We start from the raw sequence: 25,823 nt of genomic DNA on the forward strand, positions 1-25,823 counted from the left end.
TCAGTCCACGACCGGGTTCTTGTCCGTCACTTCCGTCTTCGTCGTCAGCTTCTGCTTCAGGTCCATACCGATCTCGGCCTCGCCGACTTTCACGGTCATGCTGCCGGACATGTTCATCTCCGCCTTCGTCTCCTTCGTCCGCCCGGCCTTGCTGTCGAACAGCGTCGTGCCGGCGAACTTGTCCGTCTTCAGGTCGGCCTTGCTGATCGTGAACGGCAGCCCCTCGGCGGCCTCCTTCGGCGGCGAGTACTTGGCGTCGCCGGTGAACGCGATCTCCTCCACCCCGTCCTTCGACTTCTCCAGCTTGTAGCTCATCTTGACGGCCATCTCGCCGATCGGGCCGAGCGGGAACGTCTCGTCCTGCTTCCACGTGTCGCCGACCTTCACCGGCTTGTCCGGGCCGCTGCCGAACACGTCCTCGACGGTCCGCTTCAGCACCTCCTCGTTCATGATCCCGGCTAGGACCTGCTTGAGGATCGGGTTGTCGTCGCCGAGCTTCTTGGCGAGGTCGGCCACGCCCTCCATCTTCGTCACCTTGAACTTGTCGTTCATGGTGATGGTGAACACGGCCCCCTTCATCTTCTTGCCGAGGTCGGCGAAGTCCACGCCGGGGAGGTTGCTCTCGGTGACGGCCTGGAGGATCGTCTGCTCGAGCTTGTACCCGTCCTTGTCGGCCGCGAGGACCTTGTACCGGTGGACGGTGGTTTGGTCCTGCTTCTGGTCGATGTTGTTGCCCATGGCGACGATGGTTTGTTCCAGGTTCGTCGTCGTCTTGGCGTAGAACGTGTCGCCCGCCTTGAGCGTCCACTTGAGCGAGACGCCGTCCGCCTGCCCCGGCGACGCGACGAGGGCGAGGGCGAGGGTGGCCACGAAACCGGTCATGACGTGCTCCCGAAACGATGGGGAAGTACCAAAGGTGAACCTACCCGCGGCCGGGGGGAAGGCAAGGATAGACGTGGAACCCGGAGCGGGAGCGACGGGGTGTCGAGTGGTTCGACACCCCGTCGCTCCCGCTCCGGGTTCCACGGGTTGGCCGTCAGTTCACGACCGGGTTCTTGTCGAGGATTTCGGTCTTCGACGTGGCCTTCGACTTGATGTCGGCCGCCAGCTCCATCTCGCCGACCTTCAGCGTCATCGTCCCGGCGAGCGTCATCGTGCTCTCGGACGCCGTCATGCGGGCGGCCTTCGTGTCGAACTTGATCGTGCCGGTGAACTTGTCGGACTTGAAGTCGGCCTTGGTGATCGTGAACGGCACGTCCGGGGACGGCTCCTTCGGCGGCGAGAACTTCGCCGTGCCGGTGTACGCGACTTCCGCCACGCCGTCCTTCGCCGTCGCGAGCTTGAACGCCAGCTCCGTCGCCAGCTCCCCGCTCGCGCCGAGCGGCGCGACCTCGTCCACTTTCCAGGCGTCGCCGACCTTCACCGCCTTGTCCGGGCCGACGCGGAACAGGTCCTGCACGGCCTTCTTGACCGTCTCGTCGTGCAAGATGGACGCGACGATCGGCTTGACGGCCGGGTTGTCCTGCACGACCTTGTCGAACGCGGCCGACACGCCGTCGATCTTCGTCGCCTTGAAGTCCTTGTCCAGGGTGACGGTGAACGTCGTCCCCTTGATCTTCTTGTCGAAGTCGCCGAGGCCGCCGGGGATGACGTTCGTTTCCGTGACCGAGTCGAGGATCGTCTGTTCCAGCGTGTACCCGGCGGCGTCGGCCTTCGTCACCTTGAACCGGCTGACGGTGGTGGAGTCGGTCTTCTGCTCCTGGTTCTGGCCGAGGACGCCGACGGTTTGCTCCATCGTGTCGGTCTGCTTGACGTAGAACGTGTCGCCCTCCTTGAGCTTCCAGCGGAGCGCGACGCCGTCCGCCTGGCCCGACGACAGCGCCAGGGCCACGGTAAGGGTGGTGACGAAACCGGTCATGAAGGACTCCCGTGTGGATGTGGGGCGGTCACGGGTTGTTCGCCGGGTCGGGCGAATTATTTGGGCGACGCGACCGTCCGTGGGAAGTACCCCGACTTCCGAAGTCCGGTTTCGACTTCGGAAGTCGATCCCGCGCGACGAGCGAATGTGAGGTAACGTAAGGTGGGCATTGCCCACACCTACGAAATCGCCATACCATTCGCCGGGTGTCGTTGCCGGCTCGACTTCCGAAGTCGAAGCCGGACTTCGGAAGTCTGGTTTGTCAATACCCCACGGCCATCCCGTCCTTGCGGACCTCGGTGCCGCCGTGCAGCACGCCGGTCGCCGGGTCGATGACGATGCCCTGGAACCCGCCGCCGTTGGTGCGGACCCGCTCGACGACGTGGCCGCGCTTCCGCAGGCCGTCCACGACGGCGTCGGGAATCCCGACCTCGACCTTCAGCGTCCCGCCGTCCGGCGACCCCGGCTTGCCGGTCGGCGTCGCCGACCCGACGTGCTCGATCCGCGCCGCCTCGCCGGCCTGTTGGACGTTCATGCCGAAGTCGAGCATGTTCACCAGCACCTGGACGTGGCCCTGCGGCTGCATGTCGCCGCCCATGACGCCGTAGGTCAGCCACGGCTTGCCGCCCTTCGTCACCAGCGCCGGGATGATCGTGTGGAACGGCCGCTTGCCCGGCTCCAGCCGGTTGGCGTGCGCCTCGTCCAGCGCGAAAAGCGTGCCGCGGTTCTGGATCGTGAACCCCAGGTCGGCCGGGGCGAGGCCGGACCCGAACCCGAAGTAGTTACTCTGAATGAGCGACACGCAGTTGCGGTCCTTGTCCACGACGCACAGGAAGATCGTGTCGGCCAGCCCGAGCTTTGCGTCGCCGGCCGGAACCTCGGTCAGCGCCTTCAGCGGGTCGAACAGCCGCGCCCGCTCCTTCGCGTACTCCTTCGAGATGAGGTGCTTCACCGGGACCTTGCCGAATAGCGGGTCGGTGTAGAACTTCGCCCGGTCTGCATAGGCCAGCTTCTTCGCCTCGACCATCAAGTGCCAGAACTCCGGCGACTTCGGCCCGAGCTTCGCGAGGTCGTGTGGCTCCAGCAGGTTGAGCATCTGCAGCGCCGCGATCCCCTGTCCCGGCGGCGGCAGTTCCCACACGTCGTACCCGCGATAATTGGTGCTGACCGGCTCGACCCACTCGGACGTGTGCCCGGCGAAGTCCTTCAACTGGAACAACCCGCCCTTCGCGTCCGAGAACTTGACGAGCGCCTCGGCGACCGGCCCCTTGTAGAAGGCGTCCCGCCCGCCGTCGGCGACGAGCTGGTACGTCCTCGCGAGGGCCGGGTTCTTGAACACGTCGCCCATCCGCGGCGACCGCCCGCCGGGGGCGTACACGGCCCGCAGCTCGGCGTTGCGGTCCGCGTTCCGCCAGTATCCGCCGATGACCTCGGGGACCGCGACGCCCTCCTTCGCGTACCGGACGCTCGGGGCGAGCAGTTCGGACAGGTTCTTCGTGCCGAACTTCTTTTGAAGCTGATCCCACCCGTCCACGCACCCCGGCACGGACCACGACAGCGGGCCGGTGATCGGGATTTCATCCAGCCCCTTGTCCTTGAACAATTGCCGCGTCGCCTTCAGCGGGGCGCGGCCGTTGGCGTTCAGCCCGTACAGCTTCTGCGTCTTCGCGTCCCAGACGATGGCGAACAGGTCGCCGCCGATGCCGCAGGACATCGGCTCCATGAGGCCCATCGCGGCGCTCGTGGCGATGGCCGCGTCCACGGCGTTCCCGCCGTTCTTCAGCACGTCCAGCCCGACCTGAGCCGCGAGCGGGTGGCTCGTCGCGACGATCCCGTTATTCGCGACCGTCACCGGCCGCGGCCGAGGTTGGGAATTAGCCACAGACGAACACAGATGAAAACAGATCAGAAAAAACCCAAGAGATTTCAAAGACCGGAGCGCACTTCTCGGGCCTGCGTCGTCGGAGGCGCGCCATGAAATGATTTTCTGCTGATCTGTTTTCATCTGTGTTCCTCTGTGGCTAATTTTTCTTCTGAAGATACCCGATGAGGTCGCGGACCTCGTCGTCCTTGAGCGCGTCGAGCAACCCCTCGGGCATGACGGAGTTGTTCGTCGGCGTGCGCTTCTCGATGTCGTCCTTCTGGATGACGATCTGCTCGTTCGCCGTCCGCACGGTCACGGCCTGGGCCGTCTCTTTCTTGACGAGGCCGGTCACGACGCGGCCGTCGAGCAGGTTGAACTGCACCATCTTGTAGTCGAACGGTACGACCGCGTTCGGGTCGAGGACGTTCTCCAGCAGGTAGTCGAGGCTCGCCCGCTGGCTGCCGGTCAGTTCCGGCCCCACGTCGCCGCCTTCGCCGAATAGCTTGTGGCACGCGGCGCAGCTCCGGGTGTAGAGGGCCTTGCCCTTCTCGGCGTTCGCGGCCGTCAGGTAGTCCGGCGTCAACAGCGTCTTCAGCTTCTTCGTCTGCTCGACCCGCGTGGCGGTGGCGGCCTTCACCGTGCCCCAGACGGCAGTGAGCTTCGCCGTCACGTCCTTGTTGTTGAGGGCCGTGATCTGCCGGGCGGCGAACGCGGTGATGTCCGCCTTCGGGACCGTGCCCTTCTCGACGGCATCGAGCAGTGCGAGGGCGAACGTCGGCCGCGCCGCGAGTGTCAGGATTGCGTCGGCTTTCTCGTCGGCGGGCAGGGAAGGATATAGGGCCAGAATCTTCGCCGGGATCGTGGCGTCGGCGTACCGGGACAGCCCGCGGATCGCCGCGCCGCGGACGGCGGGGTCGCCCAGCCACTTCTGCAAACTCTCGGCGAACCCCGACGGCTTCGCGGGCAGCAATTTCTCGATGGCCCGCACACGGGTGGTGGCCGGGAGTTTGTCGTTCGCCGCGGCGAACGCGAGCATCGCGACGGCCCGTTCGTCGCCGAACTTCAGCGCGAGGTCGTTCGCCAGATCGACGATTACCTCGGTCTTGTTCGCCATGAGCGTGTCGTAGATCGGCTTCCAGCTTTCCGGCGGCTTCACGGCTTTGCGGTCCTCGAACGCTTGTTGAATGCCGAGGAGGATGTCCCGCCGTGTCTCGTCGTTCGCGGCCGCCGTCAGAACCGGGAACACTGCGTCGAGCGGCTTCGTGGCGTCAGCGTTTGGCAGCGACAACGCGAGCCGGACGATGTTCGTGCGAACTCTGCGGATCGCGATGGTGTTGACGAGCTTCAACGCCTCGGCCGGATTCGCAAGAACGGCGGGCTGGACGCCGAGCCAGTAGAGCTGCGTCAGCTTGTCGTCGGCGTTGTCGGCCGTGTGGCTGAATAGTTTGGTGGCAATTTTGAATGCATCCGCGTCTGCCAGTCGGCTCATCGCGTACGCGAGCGTAGAGCGGACGAACGGCGACTTCTCTTTTTCGGCGTGCGCAACTAGCACGTCGGCAAACTTCGAGTTGGAGTTGAGCGATGCGATGTCGTCCACACTCAGGCGGATTGCCCAATGACGAACGTGTTCATTGTGGACTGCGAGGTATGGCAGCAGTTCCGCCTTCGCTCCAAGTACAACGTGCTTGCACCACAAGAGGTCTAACATTTCGGGGTCAAAAGGCCGGTCCTTGTGGGTAAGCATGCCTTGAGTTTCCTTCCGAATGTCATCGAGGACTTCGGCATTCAGAATTCCTGCGGACGCCCGCTCGTGCAGGATTCGCAAAGCATGGCGAAACTCCCAGACGTTCCCGTTGCCACCCGCGCGATGAAACAGTGATCGGTCCGACCACTTGGATACATCTTCGGTGTACTTCTTCGGTGTGCCGTACGCCACGCGGTAGATGCGGCCGTTGGTCGTGTCGGCCACGTCGTAGTTGTGGCACTCGCCGGTGTCGCACCAGTCGCTGACGTACAGCGCCCCCTCCGGCCCCTGCTTCACGCAGATGCCGCGGAACCACGGGTCGTTCGCGAACAGGAAGTCCGGCCGCCGCACCCCCTTCATGCCGCTCGGCGTCCGCTCCAGGCCGTCGTTGTTCAGGCGGCTGCCGTGGATGTTGCAGGTGAACAGCGTATTCCGGTACTCCTTCGGGAAGTTGTCGCCGAGGTAGATAGCCGCCCCGCTGTGCGCGTGGCCGCCGCCGGCGTCGTCGTGCGTCTTCTGCAGCGCCCCGGTCTTCTTGTCCGCCCGGCTCTCGGTCCAGTGCCCGCCGGCCCAGTGCTTGTAGTCCACCGCGCTGCTCATGAGGCCGAAGGCGTAAGGGTTCGAGTCCTGGCCGTACATCCGTTGATACCGCCCGCCGGGGACGACGTGGAACAGGTGGTCGATGACGCAGTTCGTGATGAACATCTCGCCGTACTCGTCGAAGTCGAGGCCCCACGGGTTCGTCGTCCCGGTCGCGACGACCTCGAACGTCTTCTTCGTCGGGTGGAACCGCCAGACGCCGCAGTCCATGTACGTCCGCTTGTCCTGCGGCGTGCCCGGCGCACCGACCCACGACTTCGTTTGGATGCCGTTGCACCCGTACAGCCACCCGTCCGGCCCCCAGATGAGGCCGTTGAAGACGTTGTGCTTCGCCTCCTTCAGGTTCCACCCGTCGAGCAGGACTTGCGGCTCGCCGGCCGGCTTGTCGTCCTTGATGGGGACGAAGATCAGGTTCGGCGTGGAGCAGAGGTAGACGCCGCCGAAGCCGAGTTCGATGCCGGAGAGGTTGCAGCCGTTATCGATCACGACGGTCTTTTTGTCGTGCTTGCCGTCGCCGTCGGTGTCTTCGAGGATCGTGACGCGGTCGTTGCCTTTGCCGTCGGCCCGCCACTTCGGGTAGCTGAGGCACTCGACGACCCACATCCGGCCGCGGTCGTCGAACGTGAACGCGATCGGCTGCACGATGTCCGGCTCGCCGGCGAACAGCGTGACGTTGAACCCCGGCGGGGCCGTCATCTTCGCGGCGGCGTCGGCCGTGGGGATCGGCTTGTCCGCGGCGCGGAGCGTCGGGCCGAGCAGGAGGAGAAGCGGCAACCAGCGCATGGGGAGGGTTCCGATTCGGGTAGGAAGGTCGGGTCGGTGGACGCTATGATAACCACAACCCCGAGAGGTTGCGACATGTCAGCGGTGGCCACCAAGCTGATTACGGCGGCGGAGTTCGTAAAGTTGCCGAACCCGGCGGACGGGTCGCGGCACGAACTCGTGAAAGGGAAGATCGTCACCATGCCTCCCGCGAAAGGCCGACACGGGATCGTTTGCTCGCGGATCGACCGGAAGGTCGGGAACTTCGTGGACGAGCGGCGGCTGGGGTGGGTCGCGTCGAACGACACCGGGGTCCGGCTGGAACGCGACCCCGACACCATGCGCGCCCCGGACGTGGCGTTCTGGAGCATCGCCCGTCAACCGGCCGAACCCGAAGATTACTTTGAGATTCCGCCGGACCTCGCCGTCGAAGTTCTCTCGCCGGACGACCGCCGCACCGCCGTTCGGGAGAAGGTCCGGGAGTACATTTCCACCGGCGTCCGCCTCGTGTGGGTCGTCGATCCGGAAACCCGCACGGTCATGGTTTACGCCGGCACGATGCGGGGCGTCGAGTTAGACGAGGCCGACACCATCGACGGCGGCGACGTACTGCCGGCGTTCAGCTGCCGGGTGGCGGACTTCTTCGCGTGACTTCCCGCGGACGTTCGTCCGCGGGCTTTCAGCCCTCACTGCTTGCCGCCCGCGTTCATTTTTCGCGAATACTTCTGGTCGCCGACCCAGGCCACCAGCGAATCCTTTTCCCAGCTCAGCGCCGACAGTTCCCCCTTCGCCGGGGCCAGGAGCACGCCGGACAGGCGGCCGGTCGGGTCGAACACCTGCACGCCCTGCGGCGTCGCCGCGTAGATTCGGCCCGCCGGGTCCACCGTTAGGCTCGTCACGCTCGTCGTCGTGTCCTTGCCGATCGGGCAGCGCAAAGAAGCGTAGGGCTGGCCGACGCCGGGCTTGCCGGCCGTCATCGGGTACGCCCACAGGTACCGCTTGTCGGCGAACCCGGCGTACATCGTGCCGCCGTCCGGCGTCACGACCGTCGCCGTCGCGCCGTCGATGGCGGGCTTCGCCGACGGCCTCGCGCCGTCGGCTTTCGCCCAACCCTCGCCGCCCTTCGTCCAGTCCCGCAGCGGCATGTCCTGGGCCGACGCGGACGCCGAGAGCAGCAGCACGATCGCGAACGCGCGGGTCATTTCGTCTCCTTCTTCCAGTCCCGCCACAGCCAGCGGAGGGAGTCGGCCATGAGCGCGCCGCCGTGCTTCCCGTTGTGCCCGCCGTCGCCGTACACGAACTTGTAGTCGTAGTCCATGTACCGCAGGCTGGCGGCCATCGCCAGGTTCGCCAGCGGCCAACTCCCGTGCAGGTTGTCCAGGTCGCCCGACCCGTCCTGCAGGTACACGCGGATCGGCTTCCGCTCGGTCTTGCGGATCAGGCCGGGGTACTGGTCGCCGTGCCGGATGTTCGTGAAGCTGCCGACGTGCGAGAGTACCTTGCTGAACAGGTCCGGCCGCTCCCACGCGGCCGTGAACGCGCAGATGCCGCCGGAACTGATCCCGCAGATGGCGCGACCCGCAGCATCCGACCGCAGTTTCACCCCCTTCTGCACCTCCGGCAGAATTTCTTTCTCCAGGAACGTCGCATATTGCGGTGACAGGGTGTCGTACTCGAAGCTCCGGTTCGACCGCTTGCCGAACGTGCCGGGGTTGATGAAGACGCCCACCGTCACCGGCATCTCGCCGGCGTGGATGAGGTTGTCCATCACGACCGTGCTGCGGAACTGGCCGGTCGGGTTCTGGTAGTTGCCGCCGTCCTGGAAGACCATGACGCACGCCGGCGGGCCGTCGGATTTGTACTGGGCCGGGACGTACACCCAGTAGTCGCGGGTCGTGCCGTCGAAGACCTTGCTGGTCCACGACAGCTTCTCGACCTTGCCCTTCGGCACGTCGGCCTTCGGCGTCGCCTCCGGCGGGAGCTTGTAGGCGTCGGCCGCGAGGACCGGGGCGGCCGCGAACAGGAACGAACTCATCAGGACGAAGCGCATGAACGACCTCTCGTGACAGTACGGCGGGGAGGACCGGACCGCGGCCAGCGTAACACGCCGGCCGCGGCGGTTCAACTCCCCGCGGGAGATTGCCTTGCCCACGCCCACCGCCCGCGACTACTCGCCGATCCGCCAACGCCTGGCCGACATCTCGGCCCGGCTGTCCGCCCACGAGTCGCCGCTCGCCGAAGCCTCGACGCTCATCGGCCGGCTGTCCGACACCGTGCCGATGTCCGACCGCCGGAAGCGGGCCGAGGAGCAGCCGACCGAGCGGTACATCATCCCCGAGTGCCCGGATCGGTTCTTGCTCGCGGACGTGATGGCCGCGATCCCGCACCCGGTCGTCGTACTGAACCCGCAGGGGCACGTCATCTTCTGGTCGGACGCCGCGGCCGAGACGTTCGGCTGGACCTCGGCGGAAGTCGTCGGCCGGCCGCCGGCGTTCCTACCGGCGGACCGGTTCTCCGAGCACGCCCGGCACGTCACGCAGGCGACCCAGGGCGTCCCCGTCCGCGACGCCGTCACCGAGCGGCGGGACCGGGACGGCAAGGCGGTCCCCGTCCTCGTGTCGATGTCGCCGGACGCGGGCGGGAACGTCGTGAGCGTCTACCAGACGACGCCGGGCGAAATCCCGATGGCCGTGCCGGTCGAGGAGCCGCCGAAGCGGCCGGACCACGCCCGGCAGCTCGAAGCTCTCGGCCGGGTGGCGGCGAACGTCGTCCACGACTTGAACAACCTGCTCGCCGTCGTCGGCGGGTACGCCGACCTGCTGCACGAGTGGCTGCCGCCGAAGACGTTCGGCCGGCAGTACTCCGACGTGATCCGGGCCGCCGTCCGGCACGCGAGCGCCCTCACGCACCGGGCGCTGAACTTCGCGAAGCCGGACGACCCGCGGCCGACGGCGTTCGACCTCGGCACGCTCCTCGCCGACCTCGCCCCGCTCATCCGCGCGAGCGCCGGGTCGCGGGTCGAGTGCGTGCTGACGCCGGAGGTGGACGTGCCGAACGTGTGGGCCGACCGCGGCCAGATCGAGCAGGTCGTTCTGAACCTGGTGGCGAACGCCCGCGACGCGATGCCCCGCGGCGGCGTCCTCGGCGTCCGCACGTCCGTGGCGACCGTCCGGCCCGGCCAGCCGGGGTGGCCGGCCGACCGGCTGTGCGGCCGGTACGTCTGCCTGTCCGTCGCGGACAACGGCACGGGGATCGACGACCCGACGCTGGCCCGCGTGTTCGACCCGTTCTTCACGACGAAGGGCACGGTCGGGACCGGCCTCGGCCTCGCCACGATCCGGGACATCGTGAACGGCTGCCACGGGCACATCGAGGTGGACTCGAAGCCGGACACGGGCACGGTGTTCCGCGTCTACTTCCCCGCCGCGCAGGAGACGGCCGACGACCCCGACCCGTTCGTGGACTTGCCCGCGTCGCACGACGGCGAGACGGCGCTGTTGGTGGAGGACGACGACGCTTTGCGGGGGCTGGCGAAGGCGGCGCTGGAGTCGGTCGGGTACAACGTGATCGAGGCCCGGACCGGGGACGACGCGGCGAAGCTGGCCCGCGTGGTGCAGGAGCCGATCGACCTGTTGGTGACGGACGTGGTGATGCCGGGGCTGACCGGCCGGCGGCTGGCGGAGCGGATGCGGTGTACGCGGCCGGGGCTGCCGGTCGTGTTCGTGTCCGGCTACCCGACGACCGGGCAGGAGTTGGAACCGGGGATGCGGTTCGTGCGGAAGCCGTTCCTGGCGGAGCACCTGTTGACGGCCGTGCAGAAGGTGACGCAGGTCGTGGCGACGGCGTAAGCGCGGTCTCGGTTCTTAGCCCCGAAGGGGCGTGAGAATATAGCCCAGGGCAAGGAGCGGAGCGACGCCGCCCTGGGTCGGACCGCAACCCATAATCGGGACAAGCCCTGAAAGGGCGACAGACTCTGTCGCCCTTTCAGGGCTTGTTGCGTGGGGTGGGGCGTCTACCCAGGGCGGCGTCGCTCCGCTCCTTGCCCTGGGCTAACATGTCCTGGCCTTTCAGGCCAAAGACCGAACGTGGGTAATCTCTTTCAGACTTGTCAGGTGTGTTTGCCGATTCGCGATGATGACGACGGTGTCGATCCCGCCCTCCACCGGGTCGAACGCGATCTTCTCCGCGCTTTCGACCGTTACACGATCCCCGCTTTCCAATTCGACCGCGAATCGTTCAAACGTAACCATCCGACGCATCAGTTTGAGTTGAGCACGTAGGGCGTCTTTCTGTGTCATCGTCACGCATCCCGTGAACAGAATGTACTTCACCGTACCGGCGATGCGCCTTCGCCGCCAACTCCCTTCGCCCGCTTGTCGCCCCCCGCGTCGGCCCTAACATAGTTTCGCACCAAGACCCTCCCAGGGCCGACGCGAGCTTGCCTCCATGACGCAGCCGGCGATCCAGGTTCAAAACCTCACCAAGCATTACGGCCCGGTCGTCGCGGTGGACCGCATCAACTTCGAGGTCGGCCGCGGCGAACTCGTCGGGTTTCTCGGCAACAACGGGGCCGGCAAGTCCACCACCATGCGGGTTCTCACCACGTACCTCCCGGCCAGCTCCGGGTTCGCCCGCGTCGCCGGGTTCGATGTGATGTACCAGTCCGACGACGTGCGGAAGAACCTCGGCTACCTCCCGGAAAGCGTCCCCCTCTACACCGAGATGCGGGTCGAAGAGTACCTGCAATACCGCGCCAAGCTCAAAGGCGTTGACCGGGCCGTCCGCACGAAGCGGATCGAGTACAGCCTGGAACGTTGCCGCATCCGCGAGGTCCGCCGCCGGCTGCTCGGCACGCTGTCGAAGGGCTACCGCCAGCGGGTCGGCCTCGCCGACACGCTCCTCGCCGACCCGCCGGTACTCATCCTTGATGAGCCGCTGTCCGGACTCGACCCGGTGCAGCAGGAGGAGACGCTCAAGGCGGTGAAGGAACTCGGCGGCCAGCACACGGTCCTGTTCAGCAGCCACCACCTGCCGGACGTGGAGAAGGTGTGCGACCGCGTCATCATCATCCACCGCGGGCGGATCAAGTTCGACGGCAAGCTGTCCGAGATCGCCGCGAGCGTGCCGACGGTCATCGTCGAGGCCCGCGGCACGGCCGAGCAGATCGAGCCGCTCGTCCTCGGCGTGAAGGGCGTGTTGGAGGCGAAGCCGATCCCGCCGGACGCCCCGGCCGACGGGTTCGCGGCGGTCGAGGTCCACGCCGAGCCGGGGCACGACGTTCGGGAGAAGGTCGCCGCCCGGCTGCACGAGAAGGGCCACCCGGTCCGCCGGCTGGAGCTGCGGCGGGAGAAGCTCGAAGACATCTACATGCGGTCCACCCTTCGCGGCGACTGACCCGGCCCACCGAGATTGAGGCATCCATGAGCGAGCGGTCGTTGGAAGAGGCCCCGTCCGAAGTGCGGACCGACGAGTTGGCCGGGACGCAACTCGTCGGGTTGACCGGCATGGGGCTGGCCGCGCTCGGCGTGATCGTCGTCGTCGCCAGCATTTCCGCGCCGCGGATCATCCCCGTGTCGTGGGCGTATCTGATGACCGCGGCCGGCCTCGTCGCGATGTTCTACCACGCCCTGCGGGACACGTCCGTCGAGATCCGCCGGGCGTACATGTACTTCGCCGCCGGCCTGCTCGTCCTCGCCGTCGCCGCCGCGGTCGTCCCCGGCCCGTTCCTGAACAGCAGCGAGCCAAAGAAAGAACTCGGCTACCACTTCTTGCCGTGGTCGCCGCTGTTCGGGTTCCTCGGCCTCGTCTTCCTCGTTACCCCGCTGCGGCACGAGACGGACGCGAAGTTCCTCCGGTACGGGCTGACGCTGACGCTCGCCGTCGGCGCGATCCTCTGCCTCGGCAGCGTGGCGCTGGCCGTCGCGAACCCGGACACGATCGTCGGCCCCGGCGTCCTCCTCGGCATCCTCGGCCTCGGGTTCGTCAGCGCGTTCCTCAGCCGGGTGGACACGACCGACGGCCCCGGCCACCTCGTCGCGTCGCTGCTCGGCCTACTCGGCGGGGCGGCCCTCCTGTACGCCTTCGGCCGGTCCGCCGTCCCGACGCTGCTGTACGAAGGCCCGCCGGCGCTGAAGAATGCGTACCAAGCGTTCGACACCTGGAAGGTGCTGGCCCGCGCCGCGATCGTGCTGGCGTTCCTCGGGTTCGCGGCCTGGGCCGGGCTGAACAAAAACCTCCCGGCGTGGCTCCGCGGCGGCCTCGCCGTGATCGGCGTCGGGTTCGCCGGCGTGTTCGCGATCTCCGCCGTCGCGACGTTCGCCCTGCCCGCCCCGAAGCCGTTCCTCGTGCCGAGCGGCCTGCTCCTCGGCGGCCTCGGCGTCGTGTACCTCGCCGTGTCCCTCGGCATCGTGTCGGACAGCCCGTTCGTCACGATGACCCGCCGCGAGCTGTCCAGTTACTTTTACTCGCCCATCGCGTACATCGTGCTGCTCGGCATGTCGCTCCTGACGTGGATCGGCTACCTGCTGTTCGTGGTGTTCAACATCGCCCGCGCCGCCGGGCCGCTCGGCGAGTCGCCGCCGATCGCGGAGCCGATCCTGTCCGAGTACTACCCCGGCTCGCTGGTCGGCCCGCTCGTCGTGCTGCTGCTCGTCCCGGCCCTGACGATGCGGCTGTTCAGCGAGGAGAAGCGGACCGGCACCATCGAGGTGCTGCTCACCGCCCCGGTCAACGAGTTGACGATCGTGCTGAGCAAGCTGTTCGCGTGCTGGCTGTTCTTCATGTTCTGCTGGGTCCCGCTCGGCCTGTACCTCATCGCCCTGCGGTTCGAGGGGGGCCAGCCGTTCGACTACCGGCCGCTGCTCAGCCTGTACATCGCCATCGGCGTGAGCGGACTGGCGATGGTCGGCATGGGGCTGTTCTTCTCCAGCCTGACCCGCAACCAGGTGATCGCGGCCGTGCTGACGTTCGTGGGCGTGCTCACCCTGTTCGTGCTGAACTGGCTCGGCCGGGTGGACTACTTCCCGAAGGTCGTGCGGGACATCCTCGGCGCGCTGGCGCACGCCTCGTACTGGCGGCTGTGGGTCGGGTCCTTGTCCGGCCAACTGCCGGTCCGCGACCTGCTCATCCAGGCTTCGCTGGCCGTGTTCTGGGTGTACCTGACGCTCAAGTCGATCGAGGCCCGGAAGTGGCTGTAACCGTCCGACCGCGCTCGTGAAGGTGATTCGCACCATGCAACCGACCGAAACCGGGCCGCTGGACCCGCTCACGAAATGGCTGTTGGCCGCGCCGTCCAACCTCGGCCGCCTGCTGCTAATCTTGGCCGCCCTCTGGGCGGTCCCGGTCGCCTACGGCGGGTACAAGGTGTACCAGAACCGGCCGGTCGAGAAGAAGGTGGAGGAGAAGCCGGAGGGCGAGAACACCGAGAAGCCGCTGGAAGCGGCCGAGAAATTGCCGGACCCGAACCGGACGAACCACTTCGTGCTGCTGGCCTTCGGCGCGGTCGGCGGCCTCGGCTGCCTCGCCGGGGCGCTGTGGGCGTTCTACCAGACGCCGGGCCGGCCCGCGGACGAGCGGCGGACCGCGTCCCGCGTCGCCGTGCTGCTCGCCGGCGTCGGCAGCGGCCTGCTGCTCATGCTCGGCGGGTTGTGGTTCGTCATCGACCAGTACGACGTGCTGAGTAAGTGGCTCGACACGCGGGAGGGGAAGGACCTGTGGAAGGTCCTCGTCCCGGTCCTCGTGTTCATCGTCGGCGGGGCGCTGGCGTTCTTCGCGGCCCAGCTCACCCGCCCGGAGGAGCGGCACAGCCAGACGGCCCGGCGGCTGGTGTACGCCACGAACCTGCTCGTCACCGGCCTGTTGCTGTTCGTCGCGCTCGCCGTCGTCAACATCTTCTTCGGCACGAAGCTGCCGAACCGTCTCGACACGACCGGGACCGGGTTCTACACGCTCAGCCCGTCCACCGAGCAGTTCATCGGCACGCTCGACCAGAAGGTGACGGTCTACTCGTTCCTCGAAGAGGGCGTCCGCGGGCACGACGAGCTCAAGGTGATGCTCGCCAACCTCCAGGACCTGAACCCAGCCGCGTTCGTCGTCCGCAACTACGGCATCAACCCGCCCACGAAAGAATCCCAGCAACTCCGCACCAAGTTCCCGCAGGCGAACCTCAACGAGACGGCGCTCATCCTGGCCCTCGGCGACGACGAGAAGCGGTACTCGACGGTCAAGCACGAGGACATCGTCCGCGTGGACCGCGACCCGCGGACCGGCCGGCCGAGCGGGCAGTTCTTCGAGGGCGAGAAGGTCCTCGTCCGCGAGCTGCTGTTCCTCGCCGAGAACAAGTCGAAGCCGGTCGTCTACTTCACCCAGGGCAGCGGCGAGTTGAACATCACGCCCGGCCCGGACGCCCTTGGCCGCGACCAGTCGGCCGTCGAGTTGAAGGGCTACCTGGAGAAGCTGAACTTTGAAGTAAAGCCGCTCCCATTCGCGAAGGAAGCCCCGAAGGTCCCGGCCGACGCGACGGTCGTGATCGTCGCCGACCCGAAGCAGACCATCGCCACGGCGTTCGCGGCCGAGTTGAAGAAGTACGTCTCGGAACCGCAGGCGAACGGGAAGAAGGGCAAGCTGATCGTCATCGCCGGGCCGACCACGACCGTGAAGAACGACGGCGTGCAGGACACCGGGCTGGAAGACGTGCTGGCCGGGTTCAACATCAAGCTAGTCAAGGCGTTCCTGATGAACGTCCCGACGCAGCGGACCGGACCGGACAACATCATCTGCACGACCGACCTGCGGGCGGTCTCGGCCAACAACCCGATCGCCGGCGTCCTGCCGCCGCCCGGCCGGATGTTCCCCGTCGGCCCGGCCCGGCCGCTCGAACTCACGCCGCCGGCCGAGCCGACCGCGACCATCGAGACGTACCCGCTCATCACGACGATCGGCGGCAACCGGATGCCGAGTTGGTTGGAACCGGTCCGCCCGGCCGACCCGAACAAGGAGTTGGACGCGCTCCTCGAATCCGAAGAGGTGCAGATCAAGAAGAAGATCAGCGCGACCCGCCGGCCGGTGGCGGCCGTCGCGACCGAGGGCGGCGTGGGTCGGGTCGTCGTGTTCGGGACCGTGTTCTACTTCACCGACGAGGTCGCCGCCCAGTTCGCCGCCTCCCCGGACGCGAACATCGGCCACGCCATGATCTCGACCGCCATCGACTGGCTCCGCGACCGGCCGACCGTGGACGTGGTGAACAAGCCCTACGGCACGTACAAGGCGAACCCGAGCATGGACGCCATGCGGCTGCTCGTCCTGCCGGTCGTGCTCGCCGCGCTGACGATCATCGGGTTCGGGGCCGGCGTCTGGGTCGTCCGCCGGAAGTGACCGACCGTCCTGGCCCCCTTTCGGGTTTCGCGATGAACTTCAAACTGGCGTGGATTCTCCTGGCCGTGCTCTTCCTCCTGGTCGGCGGGCTGCTCGTGTCGTCGCTGATGAACGACGACCCGCCGCTCGGCCAGGTGCTGCTCGTCCCGCTCGCCAACGTGAAGGAGGCGGACGTGGACACGGTGGAACTCGTCCGGTCCGAGCCGGCCGAGGAGAAGATCGTGTTCACCCGGTCCGGCAAGGACGACTGGCTCATCACCGAACCCGGCCGCGGCAAGGCCGACAAGTTCGCCGTCAAGAAGCTCGTCGCCGACCTACTGGCGCTGAAGCCGACGGCGTCGAAGGAAGTGACCGAGAACAAGACGGTCCACGGCTTGGACAAGCCCGGCCTGAAGGTGACGCTCAAGAGCGGGTCGAAGGCGGCGACGCTCAACGTCGGCGACACGACGATCGGCCGCAACCCGGTCACGTTCGTCTCGACCGACGCGCGGACCGTCCCGGTCGCGGTGCTGCGGTCGGACATCGACGGCCTGTTCCGCCCCGGCACGGCCGACGGCAAGTCGTGGCAGCTCGCGAAGTGGCTGGCCGACTACCGCCAGCGGGCGTTCTTCCGCGGCGAGAACGACCTGCTGACCGAAACCGAGTCGATCGCGCTCGCGAAGGCCGGCAAGGAGACGAAACTCGTCCGCAACCCCGGCACCGGCGACTGGACGTTCGCGGCCCCCGCCGGGTACGGCCTCGCCGACCTCGCCGGCGACCCGCAGGCCCCGCCCGGCGTCTTCACCGGCGTCCGGCCGCTCGTCAACGCGCTCACGGCGCTTCAGGCGCAAAGCGCCGACGACTACATCGAGAAGCCGGAATCGCTCGACAAGTACGGCCTCGCCCCGACGGACAAGGACGTGCTGCGGATCGAGGTGAAGCCGAAGGACGGCCCGGCGGACGTGCTGTTCGTCGGCCGGCGGGTCGATGACAAGACGGACAAGTTCTACTGCAAGCTGGCGAACGACACGAGCGTCGTGAAGGTGTCGGCCGTGCCGGAACGGGTGGCGGCGCTGGCGAAGGTGGCCCTCGACCCCAGTGACCTCCGCGACCGGACGTTGATCCCGGACACGAAGCAGCTGACCATCGACGCGATCGACATCGTCCAGGGTCCGGCGACGACGAAGCTCCGCCGCGTGCCGACGGCGGCCGAGTCGCGGTGGGCGCTCTACGGCGGCCCGACCGACCCGCAGTTCGCGGGCAACGCCGTGCAGGAGTTGCTGACGGCGCTGGCGAAGCCGCGGATCGCGAAGGAGGTGCTGCCGGCCCCCTACGACGCGGTGTTCGCCGACGCGGAGCGGAAGGCTGAACTCCGGTTCTGGTACGAGGGGACGGAGAAGCCCGCACCGTCCGCCGACCCGACGAAGCCGCCGGCCGAACCGAAACTGAAGGGCGACGGCAAGCCGTCGCTGACGGTCATCTTCGGCAAGAAGGAGGCCGACTTCGTATTCGTCCGCCGCATCACGGCCGACGGCATCCGCACGGACATGAAGCTGCCGGAGGCCGTGCTGCCGGTCGTGACGAAGGACCGGCTGGCGTACCTCGACCCGAAGCTGAAGCCGTTCCCGAACGTGCCCGCGAAGAAGCTCACGCTGGTCCGCGGCGGCGAGACATTCATCGTGGAAAGCGACGGCAAGGGGACGCCGGACTCGTGGAAGTTCGCCGCCCCGGACCGGTTGAAGGGCCAGGTCGCGGACGCCGGGAAGGTCGGCGAGTTCGTCGGCATGGTGGCGATCATGACCCCGTCGCGGGTGGCGGCCGAGAACCCGGCAGAGGCCGAGTTGGCGAAGTACGGCGTCGGCCCGACGGCCAAGGTGAAGCTGACCATCGCGTTCGACGGAATGGAACCGGAGCGGACCTACGAGTTCGGCAACGAGGCCGAGGACAAGGCGTCGGCCTACCTGCGGACGAACGTCCGCCCGGCGGTCGTGGTCGTCTCGCGGCTGTTCTCGGACCGGCTGGCGGCCGAGGACCTCCGCGACCGGCGGCTGTACACGATCGACAAGGCGAAGGTGAAGGCGATCACGCTCAACGGCTGGAAGGCGGCGCTGAAGCAGCCGACGAAATACCGGTTCGAGAAGGCCGGCGACAAGTGGGTGGTGAAGGAGCCGGCCGGCGAGAAGGGGACGCTCGATCCCGCGAAGGTCGAAATCTTCCTGTCCGCGCTGGCGGCCCCGCAGGCCGCGAACTACATCCCCGGCGGGTTCAAGCCGGAGCAGGGGTTCGACATCGCGAACGCGGCGAACAGCCTGGAGGTGACCCTGGAGATCGAGGGCCATCCGGGGCTGGCGTTTAACTTCGCGAACGAGACGGACGGCGGCACGAATTACTTCGCGTGGACGAGTGCGAAGAAGGACGACGTGTTCACGATCTCGACGAACGTGCTCCGCGAGTTCAAGGAAAGCCCGCGGGCGTTCTTCAAGTGAGAGTCGCGACTCTAGGCGTTAAGTACCGTTGGCCGTGGAAGGTGTAGAAGCCGGTCTTTGGCCTGAAAGGCCGAAACATGTCAGCCCAGGGCAAGGAGCGAAGCGACGCCGCCCTGGGTAGACGACGAGAAACGATCAAGCCCTGAAAGGGCGGCAGAATGTGCCGCCCTTTCAGGGCTTGATGTTTTGGGTGGGACGCGCGCCCAGGGCGTTGCCCTGGGCTGACGTGTTCGGCCCTTTCAGGGCCAAGACGGATGGGCGAGGGATTCTGATCTGGAACGAGACTTCCTCATCTCAGGGGGTTACGCCCGCCGCCACACCCCGCCGAGCAGTTGCCGCAGGCCGCGCCACCGCTCCCGCCACCCGGCCCCGTGCGCCAGCCGCAAGTAGCCGCGGGTGATGTCGCGTTGGGCGGCGGCGTTCTCCGCGTGCGGCCGGAACGACCCGCCGCGGACTGTCACCACTTGCGGCACGGTCATTTCCAGCAGGCCCTCGACGCCCTGCGTCACGCCCCAGCCGCTCGCGGCCCGGCCGCCGAACGGCGTTTCCGGGTGGGCCGTCGGCACGATCACGTCGTTGACCGTCACCGCCCCGACCGACAGCTCGGCCGCGAACGCCTGCGCCGCCGCAACGTCCGCGGTAAAGATCGACGCCGTGAGCCGCAGTTGCGTTTCCGCGAACAGGTCCAACGCCCCGGCCCGGCCGTCGAACGGCGTAACGGTCACGAGCGGGGCGAACACCGGCGCGCGGTTCGCGGCCAGATTCCGCGCGCCCCGCGGGTTGAGGATCACCGTCGGCCGCACGTCGGCCGCGTCGCCGCCCGGCAGCACGTCACACCCCAGCGCCTTCGCGTCGCGGACGATCTCCCGTAGCCGGTCGCCTTCTCCCGGCGTCACAAGCGACACCGGATTCGCAGCTTTCACGAACGGCCGCAGGTGCGACACGAACGCCTCGTACACGTCCCGTTCGACGAACGCCCGCCGCACGGCCATGCACGTCTGCCCGGCGTTGAGCGTCGCCCCGTACCACGCCAGCTTCGCAGCCCGTTCGACGGCCGCGTCGCGGAACACGAACATCGCGTCGCACCCGGAGAGTTCCAACGTGGACGGGATCATCCTCTCGCCGAGCCGCGCCGCCAGCTTCCGGCCGACCGGCTCGGACCCGGTGAAGTGCAGGAAGTCGATTTCTGCTTCCGCCAGTTGTGGCCCCGCCTCGCGGGTCGCCGGCAGCGTCTGAATCAAGTCGGCGGGGAAGCCGGACGCCACGAACATCTCGTGCAGCACGGCGGCCGTTCGGGGCGCATGTTCGCTCGGCTTCCACAGCACGCCGTTGCCGGCCGCGACCGCGTGGAGGATCGGGATGGCGTTCAGGAAGACCGGGTAGTTCCACGTCCCGATCAGCCCGACGACGCCCCGCGGCCGCCGGTGGACCACGTCCCGGCAGCCCATCAACCACAGCGGCCGCCCGCCGACTTTCCGCGGGGCGAGGATCGAGGCGGCCTGCCGTTCGAGGAACTTCGCGGCCGCGGCCGTCGGGATGATGTCGGTCGCGATCAGTTCGTCCGGGGGGCGGCGCACGTCCGCTTCCACCGCGGCGGTCAGGTCGTCGGTGCGGCTCACCAGCAAGTGGCGGAAGGCGAGGACCCGCCGCAGGCGCTCACGAATGGGTAGCCGCGCCCATTCGGCCTGAGCGGGCCGGCAGCGGACAACTTCGTCGGAGAACGGTGTCATACCTTCAGGATAGGTAGCGCCCGACTTCCGAAGTCCGGCTTCGACTTCGGAAGTCGAAGGGGAAGAGAGGCGTGTCCCGACCCCGTTAGGGCCGCCGCGGCGTTCGACTTCCGAAGTCGAAGCCGGACTTCGGAAGTCAGGTCCACGCACATTGCACCCGCCCCGCCGCCGGGCTACCCTCTCCCCATCCCACCGGAGGTTTCCCCATGCCCGATCTGGCCGACGGCGAATCGTTCGAGATGCAAGGGTCCGGCAGCAAGCCTTACGTGTTGAAGAACACCGGCGGCGTGTACGCCTGCACCTGCCCGGCGTGGCGGAACCAGTCCGTCGGCATCGAGCGGCGGACGTGCAAGCACCTCCGCAAACTCCGCGGCGACGCGGCCGAGGAGGCCCGCATCGGCGGCGCGCTCCCGGCCCGGCCGGTCACTCCCTCGGAGGACAAGAGCGGCCCGCCGGTGCTACTCGCGGAGGTGTGGGACAACGCCCAGGACCTGACCGGCTGGTGGATGAGCGAGAAGCTCGACGGCGTGCGGGCGTACTGGGATGGCAAGCAGTTCGTCAGCCGCCAGGGAAACCTGTACCACACCCCGAACTGGTTCCTCGCCGGGCTGCCGGGCTACCCGCTCGACGGCGAACTCTGGATCGGCCGGAAGGCGTTCCAACGGACCGTCGGCATCGTCCGCCGCCATGACAAGACGGACCTGTGGAAGGAGGTCCGGTTCCTCATCTTCGACGCCCCGGCCCGGCCCGGCGGGTTCGAGGACCGGCTGCGGTTCCTGCAAGCTGAAGTGTCGAAGTGGAAGGCGAAGGCGGCAACGCTGTTGGACCACGCCGTTTGTACGGGCGTCGAGCAACTGCGGGCCGAGTTGAAGCGGGTCGAGGGGCTCGGCGGCGAGGGGCTGATGCTCCGCCAGCCGGGTTCGCAGTACGTGGCCGGCCGGTCGAGCACATTGTTGAAGGTGAAGAGTTTTCTCGACGCGGAAGCGGTGGTGATCGGCCACGAGGCCGGCCGCGGCAGGCACGCCGGGCGGTTGGGGGCGGTCGTCGCCCGGCTGCCGAACGGCAAGACGTTCAACATCGGGACGGGGTTCAGCGACAAGGAGCGGGCGAACCCGCCGGCGGTCGGCGCGACGGTCACGTTCCGCTACCAGGAGCTGTCCGACGGCGGCGTCCCGCGGTTCCCGAGCTTCGTCCGCGTCCGGGCCGACGCGGCTACCGACATCGAAACGTACCGGCTGACCGGCGACGATCCCCCGTGGCCCGCGAAGGCCGGTCCCAAACCGAAGGAGAAGGTCATGACCACGACGGCACGGCGGTTCGAGTTCCGGGAGGGTTCGTCCAGCAAGTTTTGGGAGGTCGCGCTGGACGACGCGACGATAACGACGCGGTGGGGCAAGATCGGCACGGACGGCCAGGAGAAGGCGAAGGCGTTCCCCAGTGAAGAGAAGGCGAAGGCCGAGTACGATAAGCTCGTCGCGGAGAAGACGGGCAAGGGCTACGTCGAGACGTGAGACATAGAAACTAAGAGTGGTGGATTCCTGTATATAGCCGCCGGCTTGCCGGCGGGGTTCTGGGATCGCAAAACCCCGCCGGCAAGCCGGCGGCTATATAAAGACGCCGTCGCTGTCACCGCTTGACCGCCAACCATCGCGGAGGGCCGCCGTGGCCCGGCTTCACCTCACCCGCAAGGCCGCCCTCGACTGGATCGGGTCGCGCGAGTTCGGGCGCGGCGAGGAGTACGCGGACCGCGGCGACGTGTCGCGGATGCTCGTGCAGGGCGACCGCCTCAAGGCCCACGTCCAGGGGACGTCCGACCGGCCGTACCGCGTCGAGATCACGATCCGTAAGGACGCCGTCGCCGCGGCCGATTGCTCCTGCCCCGTCGGCGAGGGCGGGCGGTGCAAGCACGTCGGCGCGGTGCTCGCCCACTTCCTGAGCGAGCCGGACGGGTTCGCGGAAATCGAACCCCTCGACACTGAGTTGAACAAGCGCGAGAAGGCAGAGCTGGTCGCCCTCATCAAGATCATGGTGAAGCAGTCGCCGGACCTGGAAAGCCTGCTGTCGCAGCCCGTGCCCGGCGGGAAGCGGAAGCAGCCGGCCGACCCGAAGGTCTACCGCCGCCGCGCCCTCCAGTTGTTCCGTGAGATCGACCCGTATGCCGAGTTCGGGCACGAGCCATTCGTTGACGGGCTGGACGCGCTCGCTGAACTCGGCGAACAGTTCGAGCAGGCCGGCGACGCCGAACAGGCGCGGGCCGTGTTCGAGGGCGTGGCCGGGGCGATGACGGAGGACGCCGCGGAGGCGCTCGACGGGTACGGCTTCGCCGTCGTGGACCGGGTGTGCGGCGGACTGATCCGGACGCTGGCGGCCGGGCCGAAGAAGGACGCGGCCCGCCGCGAGGCGACGCTGAAGTCGATCCTCGGCCTGTTCGTGCTGTCGGCCGGAGACGAACTGCTCGACCACATCTTGCCCGCGATCTCATCGACGGAACGCCGGACCCTCGCCGGGTGGACGCGGCAACTGATCCGGGCGAACGGCCGCGCGGCGTTCGCGGACTACCGCAACCGGCGGCTCGGGGTGCTGCTCCTCCGCATCGACGCGGACGCGAGCGACGATGAGACGTACCTCGCCGTCTGCCACGACGCGGGGATGAGCGCGGAGTACCTGGCCCGCTTGTTGAAACTGCGCCGCGCGAAGGATGCGGTGGCGTTCGTCGAGTCGCGGCACGGGTCGCACGAATTCTTCCCCCTCTGCGACGCGCTCGTCGCGGCCGGCCACGGCGACGCCACCGACCGGCTGGTCAGGAGCCAACGGGACTGGGCGAAGGACTTATCGTCCGTCCGGTGGCTGCGGGACCGGGCCGCGGCGCGGCGGGACGCGGTCGAAACGCTTCGACTGGCCGAGACAGAGTTCCGCCTGTCGCCGACGGTCGAGGGGTTCCGCGACGTGGAATCGCAAACGCCGCGCGAGGCGTGGCCGCAGAAGCGGGAGCAGCTGTTGGCGTGGCTGGTGAAGGAGAAGCGGGACTACCTGTTCGTCCCGATCTGGCTCGGCGACGGCGAGGTCCGCAAGGCGCTGGATTACGTCGCGCAGCCGCGGGCCGAGCGGGTCGTGTTGGACGTGGCGCGGGCGGCGGAAAAGGAGTTCCCGGCCGAGGCCGCCGCCCGATACCACCGGGCGGGCGTCAGCCGGATCGCGGAGCGGAACCGCGCGGCGTACCAGGAAGCGTGCCGGTCGTTCGGCCGCGAGGCGGCGCTCCGCGAGAAACTCGGCGAGGCCGCGGCGTTCCGGCAGTCGATGCTCGATTTGACCGAGAGGAACAAGTCGCTGAGGGCGTTGACCGACGAGATGCGGAAGGCGCGGTTGAAATAGCCGCCGGCTTGCCGGCGGGGTTTTGGGTGTCGCAAGAACCCCGCCGGCAAGCCGGCGGCTATGTATCTACTTCTCCCGCCGTGTGGACCACTCGGTCAGCTTCTCCAGGATCGTCCGGCACTCGCCCGTCGGCAGGCATTCTAACTCCGCCCGCGCCCGTCTCGCGTGGTCGTCGGCCACCTTCCGGGCGTACTCGATCGACCCCGTCTTCTCCAGCGCCGGGCGAACGTCGCCGTTCCCGCGGATCGTCGCCCGCAGGTCGTCCGCGGCCGCGGCCGGCAGCTTCGACAGGCAGTGGATCAGCGGCAGCGTCAGCTTCTGCTGCTCGATGTCCGTGCCGAGCGTCTTGCCGGCCTTCGCCTCTTGGCCGGTCAGGTCGAGCAGGTCGTCCGCGATCTGGAACGCCACGCCCAGGCAACGGCCGAACGCCGCGAGCTTGTCCGCCACGTACTCGGACGCGCCGGCGTGGATCGCCCCCAGCCGGCCGCACGCCTCCGTCAGTGCCGCCGTCTTGCCGTCGATGATCGCGAAGTAGTCGGCCTCCGACAGGTGCAGGTTGCCCTTCTCCGTGACCTGCCGCAGCTCGCCGGCGCAGACGCGGTTCGTCGCCTCGCCGATCAGCTCGCACGCCCGGCGGTCCACCCGGCTCGTCAGGTGGAAGGCGTGCGTGAACAGCATGTCGCCGAGCAGGATGCTGATCTTGTTCCCCCACTCGGCGTTCACCGTCTTCACGTGGCGGCGGACCTCGGCCTCGTCCAGCACGTCGTCGTGAACGAGCGTCGCCGTGTGGATCATCTCGACGGCCGCGGCCAGCGTGTGGTGGTTCGGCGACACGCCGCCGCACGCCTTCGCCGTCAACAGCATGAGCGCCGGGCGGAGCCGCTTGCCGCGGTAGTGCTTCAGGTGCTCGATCAGCGACGCGAACGGCGTGCGGTACGCGGCCAGCGTGGCCGTGAAGATGTCCTCGGCCGCGGCCAGGTCGGCCAGGATCGGGGCGAACGGAACGGGCGGCCGGGCCGTCGGCTTGCCGGCGAGTGCGGTCGTCATGGGGAACCCCGCTACGGTCGAGCCGCGTCCCGTCGGAAGTCGCCGGACCGTCCGCCCGACTTCGCCTCCAACCGGACCCGCTCGATGGTCATCCCGCGATCCACGGCCTTGCACATGTCGTAGATCGTCAGGGCTGCCCCTGTAACCGCAGTCAGGGCCTCCATTTCAACACCGGTTCGGCCGAAAACCCGGACCGTGGCCTCGATCGCCACCAGGTCCGGGTCGGCCGGGAAGGAAAATTCGACCGCCACGGAGGTGATCGGGAGCGGGTGGCAAAGGGGGATTAGCTCGCTGGCTTTCTTCGCGGCCATGATGCCGGCGATGCGGGCGACGGCCAGTACGTCCCCCTTCTTGGAGGCCGTACCGTCCTGGATTCGCGCGCGGGTCTCGGGGGCCATCCGGACCAGGCCGGACGCGACCGCGACCCGCTCGGTTTCCGGCTTCGCGGCCACGTCCACCATCCGGGCCGCGCCGGCCGGGTCGAAGTGCGTCAGCCGGTCGTCAGCCACGGGCGGCCTCGGCCACGTCGGCGGTGACGCGGTGCTGGTGGACGACGTAGTTCCGGCGGTCGTCGTACATGGCGAGGATCATGTCGAGTAGCAGCCGGTCCTCGGCCGTGAACCACGTGGACCGGTCCTCGGCGGGGAACTCGTCGCGGACGACGGCCCAGGCCGCGCTGAGCTTCTCGCATACGGCGAGCGGGACGGCGGACAAGAGGCGGGCGACGGAGTCGGGCGAGGACGGGCTGGGGGTGAACACCAACCCCTCGACGGTGGCACGGACCTGCACGAGCAGGTCCCGCAGCTGTTCGACGGGGCTGGCTAGGTCCGAGAGCGTGTCCCGCGTGTCTGACGACATCCGTGAAGCCTCCGGGGGAGGAGTGCGAGAATCGCGGCCGGGCATCCGGTGTCCGGTCGTATCGATCACAGGCTACGGTACCAACCGTGCC

The 25,823-nt window shown here is 67.9% G+C and carries 19 protein-coding genes; 8 read left to right on the forward strand and 11 right to left on the reverse strand.

Annotated elements, in window-relative coordinates; genetic code table 11:
• From AC5JJ2_RS04225 to AC5JJ2_RS04240, 4 genes are all read right to left on the reverse strand, one after another.
• Positions 1 to 882: a DUF6263 family protein gene (locus AC5JJ2_RS04225; protein ID WP_495856709.1), complete on the reverse strand. Its 882-nt coding sequence runs from the start codon at positions 880 to 882 to the stop codon at positions 1 to 3.
• Between the two features lie 154 nt (positions 883 to 1,036).
• The gene (locus tag AC5JJ2_RS04230) at positions 1,037 to 1,918 is read right to left on the reverse strand and encodes a DUF6263 family protein (protein ID WP_495856710.1); all 882 of its coding nucleotides are present in this window, start codon (positions 1,916 to 1,918) and stop codon (positions 1,037 to 1,039) included.
• 262 nt (positions 1,919 to 2,180) lie between these two features.
• Positions 2,181 to 3,770 (reverse strand): gamma-glutamyltransferase, encoded by a 1,590-nt coding sequence (gene ggt, locus AC5JJ2_RS04235; RefSeq protein WP_495856711.1) that lies wholly within the window; start codon positions 3,768 to 3,770, stop codon positions 2,181 to 2,183.
• Between the two features lie 169 nt (positions 3,771 to 3,939).
• Positions 3,940 to 6,909 carry a PVC-type heme-binding CxxCH protein gene (locus AC5JJ2_RS04240; protein WP_495856712.1) on the reverse strand — a complete coding sequence of 990 codons (2,970 nt, stop codon included), beginning with the start codon at positions 6,907 to 6,909 and terminating at the stop codon, positions 3,940 to 3,942.
• A 75-nt stretch (positions 6,910 to 6,984) separates the two neighbouring features.
• Here AC5JJ2_RS04240 and AC5JJ2_RS04245 point away from each other — a divergent pair, with 75 nt between their 5' ends.
• Positions 6,985 to 7,539, forward strand: coding sequence for a Uma2 family endonuclease (locus tag AC5JJ2_RS04245; RefSeq protein ID WP_495856713.1), 555 nt, complete (start codon positions 6,985 to 6,987; stop codon positions 7,537 to 7,539).
• Between the two features lie 35 nt (positions 7,540 to 7,574).
• Here the strand turns inward: AC5JJ2_RS04245 and AC5JJ2_RS04250 are convergent, their stop codons facing one another.
• Complete coding sequence (locus AC5JJ2_RS04250; protein ID WP_495856714.1) at positions 7,575 to 8,090, reverse strand: hypothetical protein; 516 nt, start codon at positions 8,088 to 8,090, stop codon at positions 7,575 to 7,577.
• Positions 8,087 to 8,938: an alpha/beta hydrolase gene (locus tag AC5JJ2_RS04255; RefSeq protein ID WP_495856715.1), complete on the reverse strand. Its 852-nt coding sequence runs from the start codon at positions 8,936 to 8,938 to the stop codon at positions 8,087 to 8,089. The genes AC5JJ2_RS04250 and AC5JJ2_RS04255 overlap by 4 nt, the downstream gene beginning before the upstream one ends.
• A gap of 94 nt (positions 8,939 to 9,032) precedes the next feature.
• On the opposite strand from AC5JJ2_RS04255, the gene AC5JJ2_RS04260 reads away from it, so the two are divergent.
• Positions 9,033 to 10,736 (forward strand): hybrid sensor histidine kinase/response regulator, encoded by a 1,704-nt coding sequence (locus tag AC5JJ2_RS04260; protein WP_495856716.1) that lies wholly within the window; start codon positions 9,033 to 9,035, stop codon positions 10,734 to 10,736.
• Positions 10,737 to 10,955: 219 nt separating this feature from the next.
• Here AC5JJ2_RS04260 and AC5JJ2_RS04265 read toward each other — a convergent pair whose 3' ends face one another.
• Complete coding sequence (locus tag AC5JJ2_RS04265) at positions 10,956 to 11,186, reverse strand: hypothetical protein (protein ID WP_495856717.1); 231 nt, start codon at positions 11,184 to 11,186, stop codon at positions 10,956 to 10,958.
• Positions 11,187 to 11,334: 148 nt separating this feature from the next.
• Between AC5JJ2_RS04265 and AC5JJ2_RS04270 the strand changes: the two genes are divergently transcribed.
• The 4 genes from AC5JJ2_RS04270 to AC5JJ2_RS04285 are packed head-to-tail and all read left to right on the forward strand — an operon-like array spanning position 11,335 to position 18,725.
• Positions 11,335 to 12,282 (forward strand): ABC transporter ATP-binding protein, encoded by a 948-nt coding sequence (locus tag AC5JJ2_RS04270; RefSeq protein WP_495856718.1) that lies wholly within the window; start codon positions 11,335 to 11,337, stop codon positions 12,280 to 12,282.
• Between the two features lie 26 nt (positions 12,283 to 12,308).
• Complete coding sequence (locus AC5JJ2_RS04275; protein WP_495856719.1) at positions 12,309 to 14,084, forward strand: ABC transporter permease; 1,776 nt, start codon at positions 12,309 to 12,311, stop codon at positions 14,082 to 14,084.
• 34 nt (positions 14,085 to 14,118) lie between these two features.
• Positions 14,119 to 16,260, forward strand: coding sequence for a hypothetical protein (locus AC5JJ2_RS04280; RefSeq protein ID WP_495856720.1), 2,142 nt, complete (start codon positions 14,119 to 14,121; stop codon positions 16,258 to 16,260).
• Positions 16,261 to 16,292: 32 nt separating this feature from the next.
• On the forward strand, positions 16,293 to 18,725 hold the full coding sequence (locus AC5JJ2_RS04285) for a DUF4340 domain-containing protein (RefSeq protein WP_495856721.1): 2,433 nt from the start codon (positions 16,293 to 16,295) through the stop codon (positions 18,723 to 18,725).
• A gap of 302 nt (positions 18,726 to 19,027) precedes the next feature.
• Here AC5JJ2_RS04285 and AC5JJ2_RS04290 read toward each other — a convergent pair whose 3' ends face one another.
• The gene (locus tag AC5JJ2_RS04290) at positions 19,028 to 20,455 is read right to left on the reverse strand and encodes an aldehyde dehydrogenase family protein (protein ID WP_495856722.1); all 1,428 of its coding nucleotides are present in this window, start codon (positions 20,453 to 20,455) and stop codon (positions 19,028 to 19,030) included.
• 206 nt (positions 20,456 to 20,661) lie between these two features.
• Between AC5JJ2_RS04290 and AC5JJ2_RS04295 the strand changes: the two genes are divergently transcribed.
• Both AC5JJ2_RS04295 and AC5JJ2_RS04300 read left to right on the forward strand, forming a co-directional pair.
• Positions 20,662 to 21,966, forward strand: a complete 1,305-nt coding sequence (locus AC5JJ2_RS04295) for a DNA ligase (protein WP_495856723.1) — start codon at positions 20,662 to 20,664, stop codon at positions 21,964 to 21,966.
• Between the two features lie 151 nt (positions 21,967 to 22,117).
• Positions 22,118 to 23,827: an SWIM zinc finger family protein gene (locus AC5JJ2_RS04300; protein ID WP_495856724.1), complete on the forward strand. Its 1,710-nt coding sequence runs from the start codon at positions 22,118 to 22,120 to the stop codon at positions 23,825 to 23,827.
• Between the two features lie 66 nt (positions 23,828 to 23,893).
• Here AC5JJ2_RS04300 and AC5JJ2_RS04305 read toward each other — a convergent pair whose 3' ends face one another.
• From AC5JJ2_RS04305 to AC5JJ2_RS04315, 3 genes are read right to left on the reverse strand one after another with little or no spacing between them, the layout of a single operon-like run.
• Positions 23,894 to 24,874, reverse strand: a complete 981-nt coding sequence (locus AC5JJ2_RS04305; RefSeq protein WP_495856725.1) for a polyprenyl synthetase family protein — start codon at positions 24,872 to 24,874, stop codon at positions 23,894 to 23,896.
• Between the two features lie 11 nt (positions 24,875 to 24,885).
• Positions 24,886 to 25,383 (reverse strand): cyclic pyranopterin monophosphate synthase MoaC, encoded by a 498-nt coding sequence (gene moaC, locus AC5JJ2_RS04310; protein ID WP_495856726.1) that lies wholly within the window; start codon positions 25,381 to 25,383, stop codon positions 24,886 to 24,888.
• A complete protein-coding gene (locus AC5JJ2_RS04315) occupies positions 25,376 to 25,732 on the reverse strand; it encodes a hypothetical protein (protein ID WP_495856727.1) in 357 nt (118 codons plus the stop codon). The genes moaC and AC5JJ2_RS04315 overlap by 8 nt, the downstream gene beginning before the upstream one ends.
• Positions 25,733 to 25,823 lie beyond the last annotated feature (91 nt).

This window comes from Limnoglobus sp. (assembly GCF_059499385.1).

Bases quoted from the DNA above. Each gene is read 5' to 3' on its own strand.
- AC5JJ2_RS04295 (WP_495856723.1), top strand. From the start codon at position 20,662: ATGCCCGATCTGGCCGACGGCGAATCGTTCGAGATGCAAGGGTCCGGC.
- AC5JJ2_RS04315 (WP_495856727.1), bottom strand. From the start codon at position 25,732: ATGTCGTCAGACACGCGGGACACGCTCTCGGACCTAGCCAGCCCCGTC.
- AC5JJ2_RS04275 (WP_495856719.1), top strand. From the start codon at position 12,309: ATGAGCGAGCGGTCGTTGGAAGAGGCCCCGTCCGAAGTGCGGACCGAC.
- AC5JJ2_RS04305 (WP_495856725.1), bottom strand. From the start codon at position 24,874: ATGACGACCGCACTCGCCGGCAAGCCGACGGCCCGGCCGCCCGTTCCG.
- AC5JJ2_RS04270 (WP_495856718.1), top strand. From the start codon at position 11,335: ATGACGCAGCCGGCGATCCAGGTTCAAAACCTCACCAAGCATTACGGC.
- AC5JJ2_RS04285 (WP_495856721.1), top strand. From the start codon at position 16,293: ATGAACTTCAAACTGGCGTGGATTCTCCTGGCCGTGCTCTTCCTCCTG.
- AC5JJ2_RS04290 (WP_495856722.1), bottom strand. From the start codon at position 20,455: ATGACACCGTTCTCCGACGAAGTTGTCCGCTGCCGGCCCGCTCAGGCC.
- AC5JJ2_RS04250 (WP_495856714.1), bottom strand. From the start codon at position 8,090: ATGACCCGCGCGTTCGCGATCGTGCTGCTGCTCTCGGCGTCCGCGTCG.
- AC5JJ2_RS04225 (WP_495856709.1), bottom strand. From the start codon at position 882: ATGACCGGTTTCGTGGCCACCCTCGCCCTCGCCCTCGTCGCGTCGCCG.
- AC5JJ2_RS04265 (WP_495856717.1), bottom strand. From the start codon at position 11,186: ATGACACAGAAAGACGCCCTACGTGCTCAACTCAAACTGATGCGTCGG.
- AC5JJ2_RS04255 (WP_495856715.1), bottom strand. From the start codon at position 8,938: ATGCGCTTCGTCCTGATGAGTTCGTTCCTGTTCGCGGCCGCCCCGGTC.
- AC5JJ2_RS04240 (WP_495856712.1), bottom strand. From the start codon at position 6,909: ATGCGCTGGTTGCCGCTTCTCCTCCTGCTCGGCCCGACGCTCCGCGCC.
- AC5JJ2_RS04280 (WP_495856720.1), top strand. From the start codon at position 14,119: ATGCAACCGACCGAAACCGGGCCGCTGGACCCGCTCACGAAATGGCTG.
- AC5JJ2_RS04230 (WP_495856710.1), bottom strand. From the start codon at position 1,918: ATGACCGGTTTCGTCACCACCCTTACCGTGGCCCTGGCGCTGTCGTCG.
- AC5JJ2_RS04245 (WP_495856713.1), top strand. From the start codon at position 6,985: ATGTCAGCGGTGGCCACCAAGCTGATTACGGCGGCGGAGTTCGTAAAG.